The 20,564-nt window shown below is 51.6% G+C and carries 15 protein-coding genes; 7 read left to right on the top strand and 8 right to left on the bottom strand.

Translation table 11 applies throughout. The features are described from left to right. Positions 1 to 1,080 precede the first annotated feature (1,080 nt). Complete coding sequence (locus tag CFLAV_RS34730) at positions 1,081 to 1,254, bottom strand: DUF4102 domain-containing protein (protein ID WP_007413710.1); 174 nt, start codon at positions 1,252 to 1,254, stop codon at positions 1,081 to 1,083. 400 nt (positions 1,255 to 1,654) lie between these two features. Then, a complete protein-coding gene (locus tag CFLAV_RS31900) occupies positions 1,655 to 2,263 on the bottom strand; it encodes a fibronectin type III domain-containing protein (RefSeq protein WP_050785638.1) in 609 nt (202 codons plus the stop codon). A gap of 528 nt (positions 2,264 to 2,791) precedes the next feature. On the opposite strand from CFLAV_RS31900, the gene CFLAV_RS05745 reads away from it, so the two are divergent. The 7 genes from CFLAV_RS05745 (at position 2,792) to CFLAV_RS05715 (ending at position 13,727) form a co-directional block, all read left to right on the top strand. Beyond that, entirely contained in the window at positions 2,792 to 4,024 is a 1,233-nt protein-coding gene (locus CFLAV_RS05745; protein ID WP_007413708.1) for a sialidase family protein, read from the top strand. A 121-nt stretch (positions 4,025 to 4,145) separates the two neighbouring features. Next, entirely contained in the window at positions 4,146 to 5,192 is a 1,047-nt protein-coding gene (locus CFLAV_RS05740; RefSeq protein WP_160164497.1) for a galactose oxidase, read from the top strand. After that, positions 5,189 to 6,490 carry an MFS transporter gene (locus CFLAV_RS05735; RefSeq protein ID WP_007413706.1) on the top strand — a complete coding sequence of 434 codons (1,302 nt, stop codon included), beginning with the start codon at positions 5,189 to 5,191 and terminating at the stop codon, positions 6,488 to 6,490. The genes CFLAV_RS05740 and CFLAV_RS05735 overlap by 4 nt, the downstream gene beginning before the upstream one ends. Before the next feature lie 133 nt (positions 6,491 to 6,623). After that, positions 6,624 to 7,697: a substrate-binding domain-containing protein gene (locus tag CFLAV_RS05730; RefSeq protein ID WP_007413705.1), complete on the top strand. Its 1,074-nt coding sequence runs from the start codon at positions 6,624 to 6,626 to the stop codon at positions 7,695 to 7,697. A 266-nt stretch (positions 7,698 to 7,963) separates the two neighbouring features. After that, a complete protein-coding gene (locus tag CFLAV_RS05725; RefSeq protein ID WP_160164496.1) occupies positions 7,964 to 11,791 on the top strand; it encodes a LamG-like jellyroll fold domain-containing protein in 3,828 nt (1,275 codons plus the stop codon). 42 nt (positions 11,792 to 11,833) lie between these two features. Next, positions 11,834 to 12,682, top strand: a complete 849-nt coding sequence (locus CFLAV_RS05720) for a type II secretion system protein (protein WP_007413703.1) — start codon at positions 11,834 to 11,836, stop codon at positions 12,680 to 12,682. A 103-nt stretch (positions 12,683 to 12,785) separates the two neighbouring features. Beyond that, positions 12,786 to 13,727: a dihydrodipicolinate synthase family protein gene (locus CFLAV_RS05715; protein ID WP_007413702.1), complete on the top strand. Its 942-nt coding sequence runs from the start codon at positions 12,786 to 12,788 to the stop codon at positions 13,725 to 13,727. 12 nt (positions 13,728 to 13,739) lie between these two features. On the opposite strand, the gene CFLAV_RS33650 is transcribed toward CFLAV_RS05715, so the two are convergent. From CFLAV_RS33650 to CFLAV_RS31895, 6 genes are all read right to left on the bottom strand, one after another. Then, a complete protein-coding gene (locus tag CFLAV_RS33650) occupies positions 13,740 to 15,710 on the bottom strand; it encodes a glycoside hydrolase family 76 protein (protein WP_007413701.1) in 1,971 nt (656 codons plus the stop codon). Between the two features lie 63 nt (positions 15,711 to 15,773). Further along, complete coding sequence (locus CFLAV_RS05705; protein WP_007413700.1) at positions 15,774 to 16,130, bottom strand: iron chaperone; 357 nt, start codon at positions 16,128 to 16,130, stop codon at positions 15,774 to 15,776. Positions 16,131 to 16,446: 316 nt separating this feature from the next. Next, a complete protein-coding gene (locus CFLAV_RS05695; protein ID WP_007413698.1) occupies positions 16,447 to 17,040 on the bottom strand; it encodes a YdeI/OmpD-associated family protein in 594 nt (197 codons plus the stop codon). Between the two features lie 6 nt (positions 17,041 to 17,046). Continuing rightward, the gene (locus tag CFLAV_RS05690) at positions 17,047 to 17,511 is read right to left on the bottom strand and encodes an SRPBCC family protein (protein WP_007413697.1); all 465 of its coding nucleotides are present in this window, start codon (positions 17,509 to 17,511) and stop codon (positions 17,047 to 17,049) included. A 6-nt stretch (positions 17,512 to 17,517) separates the two neighbouring features. Further along, a complete protein-coding gene (locus tag CFLAV_RS05685; RefSeq protein WP_040547119.1) occupies positions 17,518 to 17,841 on the bottom strand; it encodes an ArsR/SmtB family transcription factor in 324 nt (107 codons plus the stop codon). A gap of 134 nt (positions 17,842 to 17,975) precedes the next feature. After that, positions 17,976 to 20,411: a PQQ-binding-like beta-propeller repeat protein gene (locus tag CFLAV_RS31895; protein ID WP_150107289.1), complete on the bottom strand. Its 2,436-nt coding sequence runs from the start codon at positions 20,409 to 20,411 to the stop codon at positions 17,976 to 17,978. Positions 20,412 to 20,564: the final 153 nt, after the last annotated feature.

Below are 20,564 nucleotides of genomic sequence, written 5' to 3'. Positions count from 1 at the left end.
CGAGACAACTCGCAATTGTTTCAATTACACACTTTTAGCCCTTGCTACAATCTTCTTTTTGATGAATTTGTATGCTCAAATTGCCAGTCTCTCATCGGTATTTGCGATTCTGTCCCGCACCACGGTGAGTGGATTTTCTGGAAATCTCAACCGCAAGCAGCATGCCAAAGCGTATTTCCCATTAGATTTACGAATAATTCGATTCCTTAATGCTCCAACAGGACAACTCTGCAACCCCTCGTCTCGTTTGTAGGCATCGGATCTCACTCGAGGAGCGCATCCTACTGAAAATCCACTTAAGGTGCCATACCACTAAAGTTGCCAGTCCGTATCTACCCGGATCGGAAATCAGCAGGCCTGCGTACCTTCGAGTGGATCGAAGTCTTTTACGACCGAACCAGGCTCCACAGCTCGCTCGGTTACCAATCACCTGTGGACTGTGAAAACCAACTAAACTAACCATCAACATGAATCTCGCTTGCGTGTCCACGAAATCGGGGACCTCATGTTCGTCTCAATTCATTGTTGTCATCCATTCTTCCGGCTTCCACTCGGGCCACAATGTGGCGATCTGGAAGCGGTTCAGTGGACGCATGAGTCACGTTTAACAGGAGGCATAAATTTTAGGCTAAAAGTTAACCCTTGTCAGAGCCTTGTTGCGACTTTTGAGTCCTCGCCCTCATTTCCGAATTCAATTATGGAACACATGCTGCCAATCAACGACTCCCCTTTGATACCTGCAGTGATGACCCGCATGGTGGGATGGCGGATGCTATAGGGACATGGTGCACAGTCCAATGTGTGCAGTATTTTGGAAAGGCATGTGGCTTGCGAATTAAACCACTTTTGGAAAGTGACGAAGGAGCAAAGCTGAAGAAGGCGCTACCTACACTGATCCTTTAAAAATTACCGATAGCCAAGAAACGACTGGAAACGGGTGGGAACTATTTCAATTTCCTGGGCTGGCCTGATTTTACGACGCGGAAACCGACGTTATCCCCAAAGAAAACCGACGACAATTAGCCCCAACTCAAGAGTGAAGAGCCTCATCGCGGCTTGAAATCTTGATTGTGCAATATATTACCAGAGGGAAGGCCAGGATTTTGCACCATTAGACTTCACGCCGACATGAAAACCACTTTCATCTTGATAGCCAACCGGCACTTTCGCTTCCAACGCAGAACGCAGTTTCCGGAGAATGATAGCAAGCGGTAACATCAGGATAACAGTTAAGTATATCGGTGTTTTTTGCATACAGTATCCCTAGCATCTGCAATGCCAAGCTAAAAAGAGGCCAATTTCATGTATTTTCATTAAAAAATGTCTCGTTTCAGTACAAACACACTCTTTTTGCCATCTAAATTTTGGACACTCCCCCTTGCATTTTGCAGCTGGGCAATGTTCATTCTGCAATTCCCCCTGTTTTACCCAGATGCTCCTGGACCACTCCACTGATCCAAAACCAACCGGGCCCCTTGACAGATTGCCTGCCTGGAAACGACATCTGCGCAAGGCTTGACCAACCTGCCCTGCGGCCCAATAACCGTACGCTAACGAAGAGAACCATGATCTGAAAGCCGAAAAATCCGGTGCAACGTGGAAATTCGAACCCTTCCCTTTTATATTACCAACCTTTCTCTCCATCTTGCGTCCATCAATGGAGAACCAGTTTGTAAAAGCGATGCTGGTAAATTAATGAGTTCGTGAAATGTAAAAAGGAATTTGTGGTGGCCACCGGAGATTTGTAAACGTTCGTCCACGAGTTCATGTTCTCCGAAGCGTAAATTTCATAGTAATGCCCTGAGGCTGCCGGAAATGAAATAATCGTAGAGGTGGCAGACGGTTTTGCTTTGGGAGCGATAAAAAGGCGTCCCGGCGCTATAAACGAAATTTCATTTGAAGGAGTGCTTTCCACATTTTGCTTATTATAGGCTGTCACAACAAAGTAGTTTGTAAGACCATCAGTCAGGCCAGTCACTTTTACCGTCTTATTGGTTCCGGCAGATATCATTTGCTGATAATTACCGCTTTGGGTTCCATAATGAACGTTGTAGCCGACAACATTGGTATCCGGGCTCTTGTTCCATGCCAGCGTTACAGTCTGTGAAGCATGCAAACTGGGACAAGCAAGCATGCAGAAGACTGCCAGACGAAATCCTCGGCTCAGAACCCGATACATCTGCTGTGAACTGAATGATGTGAAAGTTTTCAGCATACCTGCGTCCAAGCAAATCGATTGCCAATGTTCCCATCGGCGTTTCATGCAGCTTTCCGTAGGGGATAAACAATAAGAATGAATCGAAAAACTAACGACAGACACTGCCGGAAAGAACTTATTAACCAGAAGCACCGTTAAAACTGCCGGCATAATGCAAGGTCAGAGGCAATCTACCAGATCCGTTCCCGCCTTCACCTGACTTTCTTGGCCTAAATATATACAACATTCCTCTTCAGAATTGGACACCAACACACACGTTTGAATTATCAAAACTAAACTTGTGCGGTAAATCTAAACTGAAAAAAAACCCTGCAATCACGCGCCTTTGGTTAACGAAGCATAAGCTAAAATAATTTACACGACAATCACATAAATTAGAAAATGTTATGGACGTACCGCGTCTCCCGGTCACAGCGTTCTTCGAATAATTTGGGAGTATACTTCGCTTTGCTAGAAACCTTCATCCACGGCCGTCGAGCCGCTGGTCATAATAACTTACCAGCAAACAAATCTGGTGCCTGAACAAAACTGATTCTATTATCGTCCACGATTCCAATACCGTGTTTGAGTATCATGAGTTATCAAAAGCCTTTCCGACCACATTTGCAAATTGCAACACTCCTGGCTGTGCTGTTGCTCCTGCCGGCCATTGCCGGGATCACCCAGGCCGCCCCAGGATTCATCGAGAAAATCGATCTATTCAAAGCCGGTGAAGAAGGACACGCCCTCTACCGCATTCCCGGAATCGTGGTCACCACCAACGGCACGCTGCTGGCCTATTGCGAAGCGCGCAAGAACAGCAACAGTGACTGGGCTGAGAGCGAAACCTTCCTGCGTCGCAGCACTGACGGAGGCAAAACCTGGGAACCGCCCCGCCAGATTGCCCATTTTGGTCCAAGATTGCCCCGCAGCCCGGTTGCCATCCGCCGGAAAGCAGGCAATGACACGGACCAGACTGTAAATAATCCAGTGGCAATCGTGGATCGTCAGACGGGTACAGTGCATTTTCTTTACTGCGTCAATTATCAAAAGTGCTTCTACCTGCGGAGCGATGACGATGGCGTGACTTTCTCCAAGCCGGCCGATATCAGCGCCGCGTTTGAAAGCTTCCGCCCTGCCTATGATTGCAACGTCATCGCCACCGGCCCAGGACACGGCATCCAACTGAGCAATGGCCGCCTGGTCGTTCCAGTTTGGATATCGACCGGTGCCAAAGGTCATGGCCCCTCGGTCGCAACCACCATTTATAGCGACGACCATGGCCGGACCTGGCAGCACGGAGAAATCGCCGCCCCGAACACCGCGGACTGGGTCGAACCGAATGAGACCATCGCCATGGAGCTTGCAGATGGGGGCGTGATGCTGAATATCCGTAGCGCATCCAAGCCAAATCGCCGGCTGGTGACTACCAGTCCCGACGGAGCAACGCATTGGACCAAGCCACACTTTGACGATGCTTTGGTGGAACCAGTCTGCATGGCCAGTCTCATCCGCCTCTCCACAATGCCAGCGAACAAAACGAACCGGGTCTTGTTCTCCAATCCTGAAAATCTCTCCAGCGCCAAAGGAAATGAGCAGCCGGGAGCACATCGCGACCGCAGGAATCTCACCATTAAGTTGAGCTACGACGAAGCCAGGAGTTGGCCGGTGCACCAAACCCTGGAAGAGGGGCCAAGCGCCTATTCGGACATGGCCGTGCTTCCCGATGGCACCATCCTTTGCTTCTACGAGCGCCAAAAGCTGCTCACGGTAGCCCGGTTCAATCTCGAATGGCTCACCGGGGGCAAGGACTCGTGGTCCAAATGAATGATTTCAAGTTCGTTGCAACTGGCGGTAAACTGAAGCACATTTTACGTCTCATGTGAAAAGCCAGTGCACCCATAGGTTTATTCGAAAAGCGCTCGCTCCATTCATGCTGGGAATTTACATGTTAATTACCCAAACGGGTTGTCAAACCACCGGCTCGCATCCTAATGCCATGCCTCTTCATTGGACCAAACTTCCGCCCGTCCCTGACCGGGAAGGTTTTGCTGGCGGCTTTGCCGGGGTGAGCAATGATGCACTCATATTTGCCGGCGGCGCCAATATCAAAGGGGACAAATGGGGAAGCAGCTTTGATAAGGTTTGGTACGACTCGGTCTTTGTATTGGAGCAACCCGATGGTCCGTGGCAAACCGGCTTCAAGCTGCCTCATCCACTCGGCTACGGTGTCTCCGTTACGACGGAGAATGGCATTGTGTGCATCGGAGGCAGTGATGCGAATCGCCATTACCCGGATGTGTTTCGCCTCGTTTGGCATCAAGGGAAGCTCGAGTGCATTCCCATGCCAGCCCTGCCGAAGCCCTGCGCCAATTTCTGCGGCACAATTATTGACCACACAATCTATGTGGCAGGCGGCACGGAAACGCCTACCGCAACGGAAGCCTTGAAGACCTTCTGGAAGCTGGACCTGTCTGCGAAAAAACCGCACTGGGAGGAGTTGGAACCGTGGCCCGGACCGGCGCGCATGCTTGCCGTTGCCGGTGCATCCGGAGGATCTTTTTATTTGTTCAGCGGCGCGCATTTGAAAGCAGGACCAACCGGCAAACCAGTACGGGAATATTTACAGGATGCGTATCGCTTTACTCCCGGCAAGGGATGGCAACGTCTGACTGATCTCCCTCACCCCGTTGTTGCCGCGCCTTCGCCAGCCATCGGCACTGATCATCTGCTTGTTCTTTCAGGTGATGATGGAACGAAAGTCGATTTTCAGCCGCTAACGGAACATCCCGGTTTCTCGCGCGAGGTGTTGGCGTTTGATATTAAAAATGGCACTTGGTCTATCCCGGGCGAGGTGCCTTTCTCACGGGCGACCGCACCGGCGGTGCAGTGGCGTGGCCATATCGTCGTGCTAAACGGCGAGCTTCGTCCTCGCGAACGCACGCCGGAAGTGTGGTGGACGAATATTTCCCGCACTGACAAAGACGTAAAATGAACAGGCAAGCCCAAGCGCCAGGAATTTCAGCCGTAACCAGGCGTGCCTGGTTGGTAGTCGGCTTGCTCTGGGTGGTCGCGCTCCTGAATTACCTGGATCGCTTGATGATCACGACCATGCGTGACCCGATCAAGGCGGCGATTCCAATGACGGATGCGCAGTTCGGATTGTTGACTTCTGTGTTCCTATGGGTTTACGGACTGCTAAGTCCCTTCGGTGGGTTCCTGGCAGACCGATTCAGCCGCAGCAAGGTCATTTTGGGCAGCCTGTTCGTCTGGTCGTTGCTCACCTGGGTTACCGGTTACGTGAAGACCTTCGAACACTTGCTGCTGGCCCGGGCGCTGATGGGAATAAGCGAGGCTTGTTACATTCCCGCAGCCCTGGCTCTCATCTGCGACTACCATCGCGGTTCAACTCGTTCGTTGGCGACCGGCTTACACATGAGTGGAGTCTATGCCGGTGCGGCGTTGGGTGGTGTGGGAGGATACCTGGCAAAATATTATGGGTGGCGCGCAGGCTTCGGCATCTTTGGTGCCTTCGGCGTGGCTTATGCGATCTTGCTGGCGTTTTATTTGCGGGATGTGCCCCGGTTGGACACGGCCAGTCAGGAGAGCTCTACCACATCCGCCAAGCCTCTGGGTATTCCTGCGATCTTGCTCGGTCTTTTCGGTGTTTTTTCCTTCTGGATTCTCTTTGCTCTGAACGCTCTCGTCGGCTCAGCCAACTGGTCGATCAACGGATGGCTCCCCACGTATCTCAAGGAACACTTTCATTTGGGTCTGGGTGCGGCAGGCTTGTCGGCCACCGGGTATATTCAAACAGCCTCCTTCCTGGGAGTGCTCCTGGGCGGCGCCTGGGCGGACAAATGGAGTCGCACCAACCCGCGTGCACGCACACTCGTTCCGGCCATCGGCTATTGTATTGCTGGTCCATGCCTATTTCTGAGCGCAGTGACGGATACTTTGCCAATGGCTATCGCCGGACTGGTGGTCTTCGGATTAGGACGCGGCTTTTTTGACGCCAATCACATGCCCATTTTGCGTCAACTGGTGAATGAGCGATACAGCGCCACAGGCTATGGTCTGCTGAATCTGGTCAGTTGTGTGGCCGGAGGCATCATGATCTACGCCAGCGGACGGATGAAGGATGCGCATGTGGATCTAAGTCTGATCTTTCAAATCTCCGCCGCAGGTTTGTTCGTCGTCGGGTTGTTGCTGTTGGCCATAAAACCAAGGCCAGCACGCATTGCCGAAACCAGAGAGGATTCCTGCCCCCAGGTCGAAGCCCGCCGCAGTTAGTAGTAATTGCAGGTCACTTCAAATTGCTCCCGGCGAGTGTGCCTGCATTTAACGAATCGACCTCACTTTTTATCTCCCTTCCAAAATTCTTTGCTGTATTGACGCCACCGCAGGGATAGACTTGGTTTATCCGATGTCACTTTTAGTACCAAAGCGCGTTTCGCTCTCCAGTCAGGTGGCTGACATTCTCCGCGACGGAATGATGAGTGGAATCTGGACCGAATGGCTTCCGGGAGAAAGACTGCTTTGCGAACGATTGAAGGTCAGTCGTCCGACCTTGCGGGCAGCGCTTGAAAAGTTGGAGAAAGAAGGCTGGCTGCGCGTGGATAGCACTCGCTGCCGACGCATCCTGCGTCCTGCCCTGGCCGGCAAACAGGTCACCAACGTGGTAGGTCTGCTCACACCGCTGCCGCTGTATGCTGTTCCTCCGTTGACATTGTTTTGGATCGATGAATTGCGGGATCATCTTACCGAGGCGGGGTACCGTTTGGAGATTCATTACGGCGAACGGTTTTACCGGGAGAACCCCAAAAAATCATTGGCAGGACTAGTTCAACAGACTCGCGCTGCCGGTTGGGTGCTGTGGCTTTCCTCAGCACGCATGCAACGATGGTTTTCTGAGCAAAAGGTCCCCTGCCTGCTCATGGGGTCATCCCACCACGGCATTTCATTGCCCTCCCTTGATCTGGATCAACGCGCAGTCTGCCGCCATGCGGTGTCGCAATTTTATGCGCGCGGCCACCAACGTATTGCTTTCATTATTCATACCGGCGGTTTTGCCGGGGACCTGGAAAGTGTGGAAGGGGTTCATGAAGCGCACACCCAATTTGCTCCTGCTGCTCCTGCTCCGGAAATCGTCTGGCATGACAGTTCGCCTGAAGGGATTGTGCATCGATTGGATGCCTTGTTCGCAAGTTCGCGACCTCCCACTGCTTTTTTAGTGGCACGTTCGGCTGCTGCGTTAACGGTAGTTGGTTATTTGCTTAAGCGCGGGTTGCGCTTTCCCAAGGATGCACTGTTGATTTCGCGGGACCATGATCCGTTTTTGGAATACATGGTTCCAACCGTCGCCCGCTATGCCTTGAATCCTCGGCACTATGCCAAGGTGGCCTCCCGCATGGTAATCCAATTGGCATCGGGCATGCCACTGCTGCAAAAGGAAATTCGACTTACGCCGGAATTGGTCAAAGGCGAAACTTTCAGCTGACCGGCAGCCCAGCTTCGAGTAACTCATAAGCACGCGCAAATTCTTCTTCTGCTAAATATTGCCATTTGTCGTGCCTGCCCACTGGTAAGGTGAACTGACCAGCGTTTGCCGTTTGAATGACGGGAGGACCAGCCATAACTTGGAACCGCTCCACGAACCATGATGGCACAGGCGAAACCATCCAATCTGCGAATCGGCAGACGCGCGATGACTCGTCCTTTGAATTCAGTCGGGGAGTTACTGCCCACGAAAGGCAAACAAAAGTTATGAAACGGAATTACAGACTGACGGGTGGCATTCTCTGGATCTTAAGTTTCTTCCTCGCAGGAATGGTCCATGCACAGGTCATCGGCTACTGGCGCTTCGACGAACAAACACCCGGCAACACAGCAGACCTCACCGCCGGTGCCCTGCTCGATTCCAGCGGCAATGCGCGACCAGGCACGATGAGTGACGCCGGGGTGTTGTATGTGAGTGGAAACACGAATTATGCCGGGACCTCAGCCTTGCGCTTCACACTCGGCCCGGATCATGTGACAGTTCCTGACACGGGGATTGGCAACTTCAATTTTTCTTCATCGCAGAGCTTCACTCTGGAGGCGATGATTCGGACAACCAACATCGGTCAGGATGGGGTTGGCTGCATGGTGGCGAAACAGGGTGCTGTAGCTGGCGTATCCGGCGAATGGTGGTGGCGTATCAACGCCAACGGCACCCAGCAGTTTTTTATCAACGATACCACAACAAGCCGGAACGTCAGTGGCACCCGCAAGCTGAATGATGGTCAATGGCATCTCGTCACAGCCGAGTACGACGCAACTGCCCAGCAGGTGCGTGTATATGTGGATTACGCGCTGGATGGTGCGCCGGCGTCGGCCGTTTTGGGAAATATCATCGGCAACGACAAGGACCTGTGGATCGGAGCTTTTCAGGCCGGAAATCGACAATTCGATGGGGACATCGATTTTGTTCGCATTTCCACGGGTGCACTGCTGACCAGTGACTTTGTTCAGCCTCTGACCTATATAGCCAACGTGGTGCCGGTAGATGGAGCGAGCTTTTTTTCCGCCGCCACTGCGAGCTTCAGTGTAAAATCTCCGACCATTGGAGTCACGGCGGCGAACATCCATGCCATTCTGAGTGGAACAAACATTTCCAGCCAGTTACAGCTTACGGGAAACATCAACGACTGGACGGCTTCACTTCCTGCCTTGACGGCAAATCAAAATTACCGGCTGGAGATTTCTGTAACCGATCAGGCCGGACACCAGGCCGGTCAAACGAACACTTTTAATACTTTCACGCAAAACCTCTTCTTTATCGAAGCGGAGGATTACAACTTTGCTGGGGGCCAATACATTGATAATCCGCAGTTATCCAGCTCTCCCGGGCCCAACAATTACCTCTATCAAGTGGGCGTGGAAGGAATTGATTACCATAAAGTGAATCCTCCGGTAGCCACTCAGTACCGTTCCGGCGACCAGGTGGGCACCTTTGTAAGCAGCGACGCGCTTCGTCAGAACTATATCGACGCCCAGGCAGTAGATCCAGGTGTTGTCGATTACAATGCCAGGGATTTCATCAACGGCGAGTGGGTAAACTACACCCGCACGTTCCCTGCGAACACGTACCATGTCTATGCACGTGTTTCCAAAAGTGGAACTGTTCCGATCGTGATGAATCTCGATGAGGTAACTGCCGGCAGCACCACCAACTCACAGACCACTTCGCCTATCGGCGTGTTCCGTGGCCAACCTACCGGTAGCGCTCAAGCTTTTGCATTTATTCCACTCACGGACGCATTGGGTAATGAGGTTGGGGTCTCCTTGAACGGTGTGAAAACACTGAAACTGTCAATGGTTTCAGGCACAACCGGCTTGAACGCAAACTATCTCGTGTTCGTTCCTCAGGGTTCGCAGGTTCCGTTTCTCGCTTCAGTTTCACCCGCCTCGGCTGCGAATAACGAGAGCAGCAACGTTGTAGTGCAAGCCACAATTCGTAATGCAGATACGCAGGTCAATACAGGCAGCATCCAGTTGAAACTCGATGGGACCAGTGTTACACCCGCTATTACGGGCACAGCCACCGGAACGCAAATCAGCTACACCCCATTTCCTCTGGCCGTGGGATTACACACCGTCACGTTAATCTTCACCGACAGCGCCTCGAGTTCGATCACAAACAAGTGGCAATTCTGGGTGGCAAACCCATTGGTTCGCGGTTACTGGAACTTCAATGAGAAAACTCCGGGCAACCTGGTCAGCATCACCAACGGAGCCATTCTGGATGCCAGTGGCAACAGCCGTAACGGCACCGCCAACGACCCCACAATGCAATATGTCACCGGCAGTTTTAATTATGGCAACTCCTCTGCGCTAAGGTTCACTTCCGGCTCGGATCGTGTCGTGATTCCTGATCCTTCGGGCAGCTTCAATTTCCAAGGCTCCTTTACCTGGGAAGCCGTGTTGCGCAGCACCAGCACCGGAACGAATCTCGCCATCCTGGCCAAAAACGGCACGGGTGATGGTGAAGGAGAATTCTGGTGGCGGTTACCAGGAAGTGCAAATGGAGTGCAGTCCGTTGGGATGAACGACGGCACCGGAGCCAAATTTCTTGCGGGCACCAATAGCCTGACCGATGGGGCGTGGCATCATGTCGCAGTGGTGTACGACACCAACACTGCGCAAATCCGGCTCTATGCGGACTATAAGTTGGAGGCGACGCTGACGAATGTGCTCTTTACCAACAGTATTGGCCGTCCTGCGGATCTTCAAATCGGCGGCTTCATTGGTGGTGGAAATGACTTCGACGGCGACATTGATGCGATTCGCATCAGCAATGGAGCGCTGACCAATTCACAATTCATCCAAACCACGGTTGCCCTGCCGCCCATCGTGAAGGCAGTGCGTCCGAATACCAACGCCACGCATGTATTTCCAATGCCTTCCATCCAAATGGATGTGCAGAACCGGGATACTCAGGTAGTGCCTGGAAGTTGCAAGATGTTCATTGATGGGAACGATGTGAGTGCAGGAATCACGGTGACGTCCTCCGTCTCTAACGCTTCCATCCAGTATAAACCCGCTTCGCCGCTGGCAAATGGTTTGCATACAGTGGTGGTCCGGTTTGGCGACACTGCTTCACCAGCCAATTCTGTCACCAATCAATGGAGTTTTACGGTGGTGAACAACGAACCAGTCCTTGGGTTCTATCAGTTTAATGAAAAGGCTCCCGGCGATACGGCAGATACAACTCCTGGAGCGATCCTGGATTCCAGCGTGAACCTGCGCCATGGCACCGCGAGCAAGACGGGATTGCCTTATGTCATCGGCAGTCCGAGTTATGGCGGATCGTCGGCGCTTGAGTTCACCGTCGCTGCCGCGAACCATGTCAGCATTCCTGATCCCGGCGGTGTGTTCAACTTTACACCGACCCAAAGCATTACCCTCGAAGCGATCATTAAAACAACCACTATTGGGCAGGCTCAAGTCGGGTCCATTTTGTCCAAACAATCCGCCACACCGCCTGAATGGTGGTGGCGAATTAATACGACCGGCTTCCAGCAATTCAATGTCAATGACGGCACAGGGGCCAAAAGTGTCAGCGGAACGAAAAAGCTGAATGATGGCCAATGGCATCATGTGGCTGTGATCTATGATGGCACCGCAAAGCAGTTGCGTGCTTATGTTGATTACGTGCAGGACGGCAATACTGTAGCCACGACCTACACCTCATTGAGCAATATCATCGGCACAGCCCAGGACTTGTGGGTTGCCGGGTTCCAGGCCGGGAATCGCCTGTTCGAAGGAGATATCGACGCCGTCCGTGTAACAGGCGCGCCGTTGGATGTAAGCTGGTTCATTCCGCTGGGCGGAATTGTGGCCAACGTAAGCATTCAAAACGTCTCCGTGAGTTCTAACTCTGTGTCCTTCAGTTTCGTTACGGAAACTGGACGCTCTTATGTGGTGCAGTCCACCACCTCCCTGGGTGGAGCATGGACGGATGTCGAGACGGTGGCCGGTGATGGAACCCGGAAGACAGTGAACTATCCGGCCAGCGGTGCACAAAAGTTCTTCCGAATCAACGTGCGCTAGGCAAATACCTTTATCCTGAAATTTCATTTTTCGGAGTTGTATATGAAAGTTGTAAATTGTCGGAGAGCGGACGAAAGTCGCAACTGGGACCATTCCAGTGGCTTCACCCTGATCGAATTGTTGGTCGTCATCGCAATCATCGCGATTTTGGCGGGATTGCTGTTGCCTGCTTTAACGAGAGCGAAGCTGAAGGCGCAGGCGATCGCCTGCATGAACAACTCGAAACAACTCGGACTTGCCTGGGTAATGTACACGCATGATTCAGACGATAAAGTCCCCCCGAATCTGGCGCTCCCGTACGGCACATCCGGGGTGGGGAAAACATGGGTATCAGGTGTTTTGGACTATAGCAACAGCACGGACAACACCAACACGTCCCTGCTTGACCAAAGTTTGCTCGCTCCTTATTGCAAGGGTTATGGGGTGTGGAAATGTCCGGGTGACAAGTCGACTTCAACCCATGGGGGCGCAAGTTATCCGCGCGTGCGCAGTGTTTCGATGAACTGCTGGCTCTCTACCGGTCGTCTGGCGGAGTCACCCGGATATAAGGTGATAAAGAAAGTGGGGGACATGACGGATCCCGGGCCATCGATGACCTGGATTCTAATGGACGAGCGCGAGGATACCATCGATGACGGCTATTTTGCGGTGGATATGACCGGGTATCCGAATCAACGCACATTAATTCTTTGGGCAAACTACCCGGGCTTTTATCACGGCAACGCAGCGGGGCTCGCCTTTGCTGATGGGCATTCGGAGATTCACAAGTGGAGGGATGGGCGGACCATGCCCCCGCTGGTTCCTGGAAAAAAATTGTCTGGAAACAGCCCTTATTCTCCTAATAATGAAGACCTGATTTGGCTGCAACAGCGGACTACTAACAAAGAGTAAAATTAATCCTTGGACAGTCTGAGGCAGCATCAAAAATCGAGGCGGAATCTGCCACGAGTGATGTGGAATACTTTCAGAGAATTATTTCAGTGCCAACCCTAATATGAAATCAAAATTGACCGGACTTATTGCCGCACCTTTCACACCAATGTTGGAGGACGGCAGCCTTAATCTGCCCATGATCGAAACCCAGGCGAACGCCTTGTCTGCCTCGGGAGTTCAGGGCGCTTTTATTTGCGGCACCACGGGAGAAGGATTGTCTTTGACGACCGAAGAGCGGCTGCTCGTTGCTGAAAAATGGGTCGCGACAGCACCGCCGCAGTTGCGGGTGATTGTGCATGTTGGGCATAACTCCCTGAAGGAAAGCTGCGAGTTGGCAGCTCACGCGGAGCATATTGGCGCGCACGCCATCGCGACGATGGGTTCCAATTTTTTTCGTCCGGCCAACGTGGAACAGTTGGTGCAATATTGTATGGAGATTGCCGCCGCAGCTCCCAGTTTGCCGTTTTATTTCTACCATATGCCCGCCATGACCGGGATCAATTTCTCCATGCTCGATTTTCTCATGACCGCTGGCAATCGCATCCCCAACCTCGCCGGCATCAAGTTCACCCATGAGAATTTGATGGATTACAGCCAGTGTGTTCATTTTGAAGAGGGGCGATTCAATATTCTTTTTGGACGGGACGAAATTCTTCTTGGGTCGTTAGCCATGGGCGCCAACGGCGCCGTGGGCAGCACGTATAATTATATTGCCCCGGTATATCTCCAATTGATGACGGCGTTCAACGCTGGAGATATCCGCACTGCCCGTCAGCACCAACTTTTCGCCATCGAGATTATTTCGATAATGATTCGTCACGGAGGGTTGCCTGCTGCCAAGGCAATCATGAAAATGATCGGGATTGACTGCGGGCCGGTCCGCGCGCCCCTGCAAAATTTATCTGCGAAACAGAAGGAGGATCTGCGGCAGGAATTGAAGCAAGCCGGCATGTTTTCGTTTCTCCGACAATCCGGTTCAACAACTCCGCTTGCCATGGCATGAGCCATTCCTCACTTATGGATTTCTCACACGCGGCTTGATAACAACGCTGCGCTGGGTCAATTGCGGCGCAGTGGGTGCATGATGCCAGAATGTCCGAAAATCCAATCGTTGGCCGGCAACGGTTTTTACAGGCAACGCAAACGTTTGGTATAATACGTTGGCAAAATCACCCCTCCGCAAATCTCTTGTGGCCAGAATCTTCTTTGTTCCAACGTCCACTACGCTAATGGTCGCGATGGTTGAATTGTCTCGATTAAAATTGTCCACCTTCAACTCATAGCAAATGTCGTATTCGCCCGGAGGCAGGTCTGCTGTCTCCGGACCTTTTACCAGATAGCCGGCAGCCTTATCCCGAAGCGGATCAGCAAACCAATGACTGAATCTGTCCATCCGTCCCAAATCATGCCCTAGGTTCGCCGCGCTCCAATTGCGATAATTGCTGACGCTCACATCCGTGGCCGTCATGACCGGAGACTTCGACTCCTGATTCCAGTAGGCGCGGAATTGCACCGGATTACCTTTGGCGGAATTCGTGAACGCAATGGAAAAACTCTGTGGTTGATTTGCCTCATGGAACTCGTTCCACCTTATCTCCCGACGCGCGAGAACTGCTTCCCCATCCGACTCACAGACCTCCAGGCGCGCCAGCTTTGCCTCAGACCGCGAGAGCGCGCTGATCGCCAGGCGAAACTGGACTTCCAGCGTGCCTGCCGGGAGCGATGTTAAGTCCGGGCTTTTGAGAAAATAACCACAGTGCTGGGCATCATCACACTTCCAACCCGCTGCGCCCACAGGCGCGCCCACTTCGTGTCGAAACTCAGGACTGCCAGCCACCTTGATGAACACTAAATTCGTGGTCACCGGATCTGCCAGTGCAGTGATGACCCTCATGGCGGAGCTGTGACGAACGGCATCCACTGCGTCAATCGGCCCGCTCCAATGCCCACCGAAACCGTTGGTCTGATCGCGATCGCCGCGCCACACCGAGCGGGCATTTCGCACCAGGAATTCGCGATAGGCCGGATTGCCCGTCACTTCGTAAAGCTCCACGAGATGACGAATGAAAATGCCCTTGAATTGCGGGACATCCGCCCCATGCAGCCCTCTTGACTCGTTCGGCTCTTCCAAAATGCCATTGGAATTAACCAGCATTTTAACCGTCGCATCTGCTATCGCGATCGCCTGCGATAAGCAATTCGTGTCGGCAGTGCTCCTGTATAATTCCGTCAAACCGCCGATAATTACCCCTTGATTGTATGTGAATGTCGTGCGCCCATTGTTCTCGCAATTACGATTCAAGCCGTCATTGACCAGGTTGTTGGTATTAATCATCCCGGTTTGCTTGAACCACGTCCATTCACGTTTGGCCCAATCCAAATAACTGCCGGCTCCTTCCTTGTCAGGGGTTCTTTGATGCAGGCGAATTGCAACCAACAGGAATAGCTCATTGGCGATCGCATTCTTGTAACGACGCTCCTTCTTCCACCAGATGCCACCGCCGCAATGGTCATCCCAACCACCCTTCATATCTTCGAAAATCTTCCCGGCCATCTCGAGATAACGAGGCTCACCCGTGAGGTCGAACGCCCGAATCCACGTCAGCGCCCACCAACCCTCGTCATCGTAATACTCGTTAAGAAAATTGTTGGTCTTGTTGTTGTCAAACGTCGTGCGCATGACCTCGCTATATTCCTGGCCATTATTGGATTCGATGACACTTTCAATCGCCTCCAGGCAGTTGGCAGCATTCCACCAACCCGCGGAATCCCATAAACCCTGTCCGTTATACCACTGCTGCAGAACTTTGGCAGAAGTGACAGTGTGCGCATAAAAATCATCCTCGGACGATGCTTCGCCATGGGCCGGGAAAACACCGAAGAGTCCCAGCACAAGCCAAAGGCTGGCTTTCAACAAAAGGTTGGTGCGTATGTATTCTGGCTTCGTCTCTAAAATCATTTTTATCAGCATGAGACTGCCTGACATACCATTCCAATCAAGCCACAACTCAAAAACATCGTCGATTTAGACGGCATGCCAAAGATATTCTTAGTCCAGCTCGGCTAGTCTGGCCCGGATCAAATCCTTCACTAATTCTCTGTCGATTTCCCAATCGACAGGGATCTGAAAGCAGTTCTTCCAGACGACAAACTTCCCCAACCTCACCTTAAAGTCTTCAATGACACGAGGACTCCAGGGTGCCAATGTGAGATGATTTTTGTAGGCAGCCAGGCCAAATACATACTTCCCTTTCCGGTGGATGGTAGGCACGTTCCAGGAAATTTTGGACTCCAGTTCTGGAAATTCGGTAAGAATGAAATCAATGACGAACCTGAAGGTCCTTGCTTTCACAGGGTCCAGTGAGGCCAAATATTCCTCAATTGAATTAAATTTTGGGGACTTCATTTCTTTCCGACTCCTCCCAGATGTGGGTCGTTTTTTCATAAAGCAGGTTTTAGCGCCTAACTTTCAAGCTCATTTGACCGACTCTGAGTCGGGGTTCGCCGCAGGATCTTGTTAGCCCGATCTTTTCGCAATAAGTCGCCGAAGGAGATGGCCTTTCCACATACAAAGCCCCGAAAGGAAAATGACGGGGATGGCGACATACCGAACAACCGGGGCGTAATTTGGCAATTCTTTAAACGGACTATAAATATAGCCGACTATCGGGATGCTAAAGACGATATGTATCCAGCGAAGAATCGAACGTTTGGTGGCATCGCTAATCATCTAATCCCTTTCCTTTGAGAATTTGCGGCATACATTTTTCAACCCTTGCCTCCCGGGTTTTGGATTGTTTGGCTGCAGAAAAATACAGGATGTATCCTCTTTGCCGTCCCGGCGTCAATGCAGCAAAAGCAGTTTTCAGGGCAGGGATTTCATTTAATTTATTTTGCAATTCTTCAGGCATTGTGAATTCTGCAGTCTTTTTATAATTCACTTCCAAACCGGCATTTTCCACTTCAATGGCTTCTTTGATATAGGCTTTCAGGATCGGTTGCAGCTTCACTATTTCCCGGACATTGGTGAACCGGATCTGGCGCGCGGCCTGCACATTCTCCGTTTGTTGAATGAGAATGCCTTTGGAATCCTTCAACAAGGCACCTTTCATAAACAGCAGCGCGCAGTATTCTTTGAATCCATGTATTAAAACGATGTTTTTTTCCTGGAATGTGTAACAAGGTTTACCCCACCTCAATTCTTCGGTCAGCCCGCAACCAACAACGATGGTTCTCAATTGCTCAAATTCTTCCTGCCACTGAGTGGCCTTACTGAAAAAGAAATCAACCTTGGGATTCATGCTGCTCTTTGCCATGGTATGTTATTTTAATTTGCTTGCGATGTCTTGTAACCGGTTATGTGCCATATTTATGCCTTGAGCAAAGGGTAGCCGCAGCATTTGGTCCCTGAGTGCGACTGATCTGTATACTACATGCATATTGAGCTTGCTGGTGTCGTCAGTGAGTTTTTCAAATTCCAGGAACTCGATCTGGACCTCAAAAGGCGTATTCTCCATTTCAAATGTCCGCGTGATTTTCCGGTTCGGGACAAACTCATGAATGACCCCATTGAACCTGTGTTTGTTTCCTTTAGGATCGGTTGTTTCAAATTGGTAACTGCCGTGCTTTTTACTTTCGAGTTTCAGCACGCGCGTGCCCATCCATTGCTCAACAATGTCGGGCTCTACATACGCTTTAAAAAGCAATTCCAATGGCAAATCAAATTCCCGTGTTATCACCAAATCCTGCCTGCCATCCTCGGCATTGATTTTTGTTTTTTGTTCCATGTTATTCTATTTATTTGATCTGCTTTTTTTCATAATGGCCTCCAATTTATTAAACCTGTCGTCCCACAATTTTCGAAACGGTTCAATAAAGTCTGCTATTTCTTTTATCTTTTGGGGGTTCAAGTGATAATATATTTCTCTGCCGTTTTGCTCCTGTTTAAGCAATTCGCACTCGGTGAGTATTTGCAGGTGTTTTGAAACAGTCGGCCTTGCTGTGTCAAAGTTTGAGGCTATTGCACCTGCTGTCATGGATTGCGAAGCAACCAACAGAAGTATAGCCCGTCTGGTCGGGTCTGCCATTGCTTGAAATACGTCTCGTCTCAAATTCATTATGTAGCTACGAATATATGCGTAGCTATATAGCTACGCAACGTTTTTTTGGAAAGTTTTTTTAAAGAAACAAAAAATTGTGGAAGTATCTACAAAAACCTGCAATGAGGGCAGCTCAACAACCTTGGCCTGATTCACTGACTGGTTACCCGATAGATGCGTTCCGCATCAGCGAGATTATCGGTCACTTGCTTGCGCGTGCCATCGCCTTTTATGGATGCTAGCGTTTGCCAGTCCGCAGTGGCCGAAGTCTTAAACTGAACCAGATGCGTTACAGCTGTCTGTGAATCGAACTCGAACTGGACCTGTCCACTGGCAATCGCCACGTTCATCAGCTTTACCGGCTGCGGTGTGCTGGTTTTAACCGCCAGTTCGAACACGCCCAGAAAACCGCCGCTCGCAGTGCCCCCTTCAGTTCCGATGATCCGAACACCATTGATCCCTTCTTGCGGTTCGCTGAGTTGGAAATTGGCCGTAACGTGTGTGGGTGGACCAGAAACAACCGCCGGGAGTTGCTGTCCATTAAGCGCCTGAAGATAATCGGACGTGTGCTCTGCTGTGGTCCATGTGCTTCCACCATTGGTCGTGACCTGCACCGTGGGCTCAACCAGATGTAGTGTGGCCGAGAGTGATCCGCCAGCACCTGGACCTGCGTCGTTGACGCCCAGCCAGCCACCGTCAAAGAAGATTGCCAGACTCAATTCCAAACGAACAATGGGGTTCGTAAGCGGCTGATTCCAGACAACGCCCACAAAACTGGCGGTGCTTGTGCCGGTCCCGTTGAAAGTGTCCACGCGCGTGGAGGAATCGCCATCATTGATGGCACCGATTACACCGGCATGAACCAGCGATGTCTCCGTGCCGCTGCTAATGGTATCCTTGACACCAAGAATTGCCGTCCCCTGCGGCGCTATATCCGGCGAGGTGAATAAATTAGTGTCAGCGAGAATGCCGAAGATGGATAAGGCATACTGCCCGCCGATATAGACTTTTCCATTGGCGATCGTAGGCACGGCAAATTTGACGCCACTGGGAAGCTGATCCCGGTTTCCCGCCGCTTGGGTGCTATTATAAATTTCCGTCGTCAAATCCACCGGGTCATAGGCAGCCAACACCGCCGGGCTTCCCATCTGCAGAGTCCAAATGATCCCGTTATTGGTTCCGTTGGCGGTCACACTCGGTGTTGAGCCAGGAAATCCGAATGTGCGCGGTCCCACAGAGACAGGGCTGGCGACCAGCAACCCGTTATTAAGTGCAAAGGCTTTCAGTTTGTCTCCCGTGCCCACATAATAAATTCTTCCATTGAAATAGGCCGGAGTGTCAAACGACCCGGTTATCTGCCCGGTAATCGTCTGCAGGACATAATCCACCGTGCCGGTGGCATTATAATGATTATTGCCCGTGGTCATCAGGTCGCGGTTCATCAAATACATTTTTCCTTCCTTACCGGAGCCCACCATTAAGTGCGGAAAAACCCCGGGTTGATCAGGAAGTATTAATAACCCGCCCGAACCGAGATCTTTGTCAGCGGCTTGTAAGGCCAATTGATTGTAAGGGACAAAATAGTCCGCCACCGCCAGCCGGTTGGTAGTCGAAAGCCGGATGAAACCATCGCCATACTCGGTTCCGCCCGAATTATTCGTGGCATTAAAAATTCCATTACCGACTTCGAAATATAAATTCGTATTGGCATCCACCGCCAACCCGCCGCCTGCCATCCAGATACCGCCTTCACCGGCATTCGTGCCGTAAGCACCCGTCGCGCTGTTGGGAGTCGTGTTGAAAACATAGTTGGTAAGCTGCTGAAGGTTGGCCGGATTAAATCCAATAACCCAGCCGTGATATGGATCGGTATCGCCATACCCGCAATATGCCACGTACAAAATGCCGCCGGCGAGGGTCAATGCAGAGCGTTGAAGTTGCTGCCGGGCATTGAATATTTGCCGCCCTCCTATGCTTCCCGCTCCTACTCCCGGAATGGAAGCGGTGACCACGACCGGGCCGTTCGGTTGCTCCGTTCCACTGGTAAGGTTGAGCGCGTGAAGCCGATGAAAGTAATTTGTGCCCTCGTGCGTGAAGGCATCGACAAAGAGTGTGCCCGAAGCGAGATCAATAACCGGCGTGCCCGTAATGCCCACTTCCGGCCGAATGTCCGGATAAGGCTGATAACGATTGCCAAAATCATTGTTCGGCGTGATCGCGGATGGCCCCAGGTTTGTCTGCCAGATTAATCCACGCGTCGGCCCGGCGTTGCTGTCCGCATCGAACGCGTAAACCGTGTTGTGCTGCGTGGCGACAAAAACCACATTATGCGTGCCCTGGCCGGGAAGAAGCAGATTCGAAACGTACAGCGGCTGGGTATAAATTTGACCATCCACAGTATAGGAACCAAGCTTGCCAAATGTCGTTTGATTGACGTTCGTGGGCGTCAAAATTGTCTCGTTCAGATTCTGTCCGGTGCGACCATTATCATTGTGGTAAGTGAGCACATTGACCTGGGCAAAAGCACTGGCGACGACGAGAAAAGAACCAACCAGCCCGCATGTAATCCATCCACGACGATCCATCATAAAAAAATATTGGCCTGTCAACCGTGCGCTCGGCTTTGTCTCTTCAATCTGCTGCGTGAAAAACATCTTGAGTCGCAATGGAAAAGTGGTGGAAGCTTTTGACCGCTCCCGCCAACTCGACCCATGGCCATTAAACCGCAATGATCACCAACT

It is taken from the genome of Pedosphaera parvula Ellin514, from assembly GCF_000172555.1.
Lineage (GTDB): Bacteria > Verrucomicrobiota > Verrucomicrobiia > Limisphaerales > Pedosphaeraceae > Pedosphaera.
This window is presented reverse-complemented; position numbering and strand designations above follow the sequence as displayed.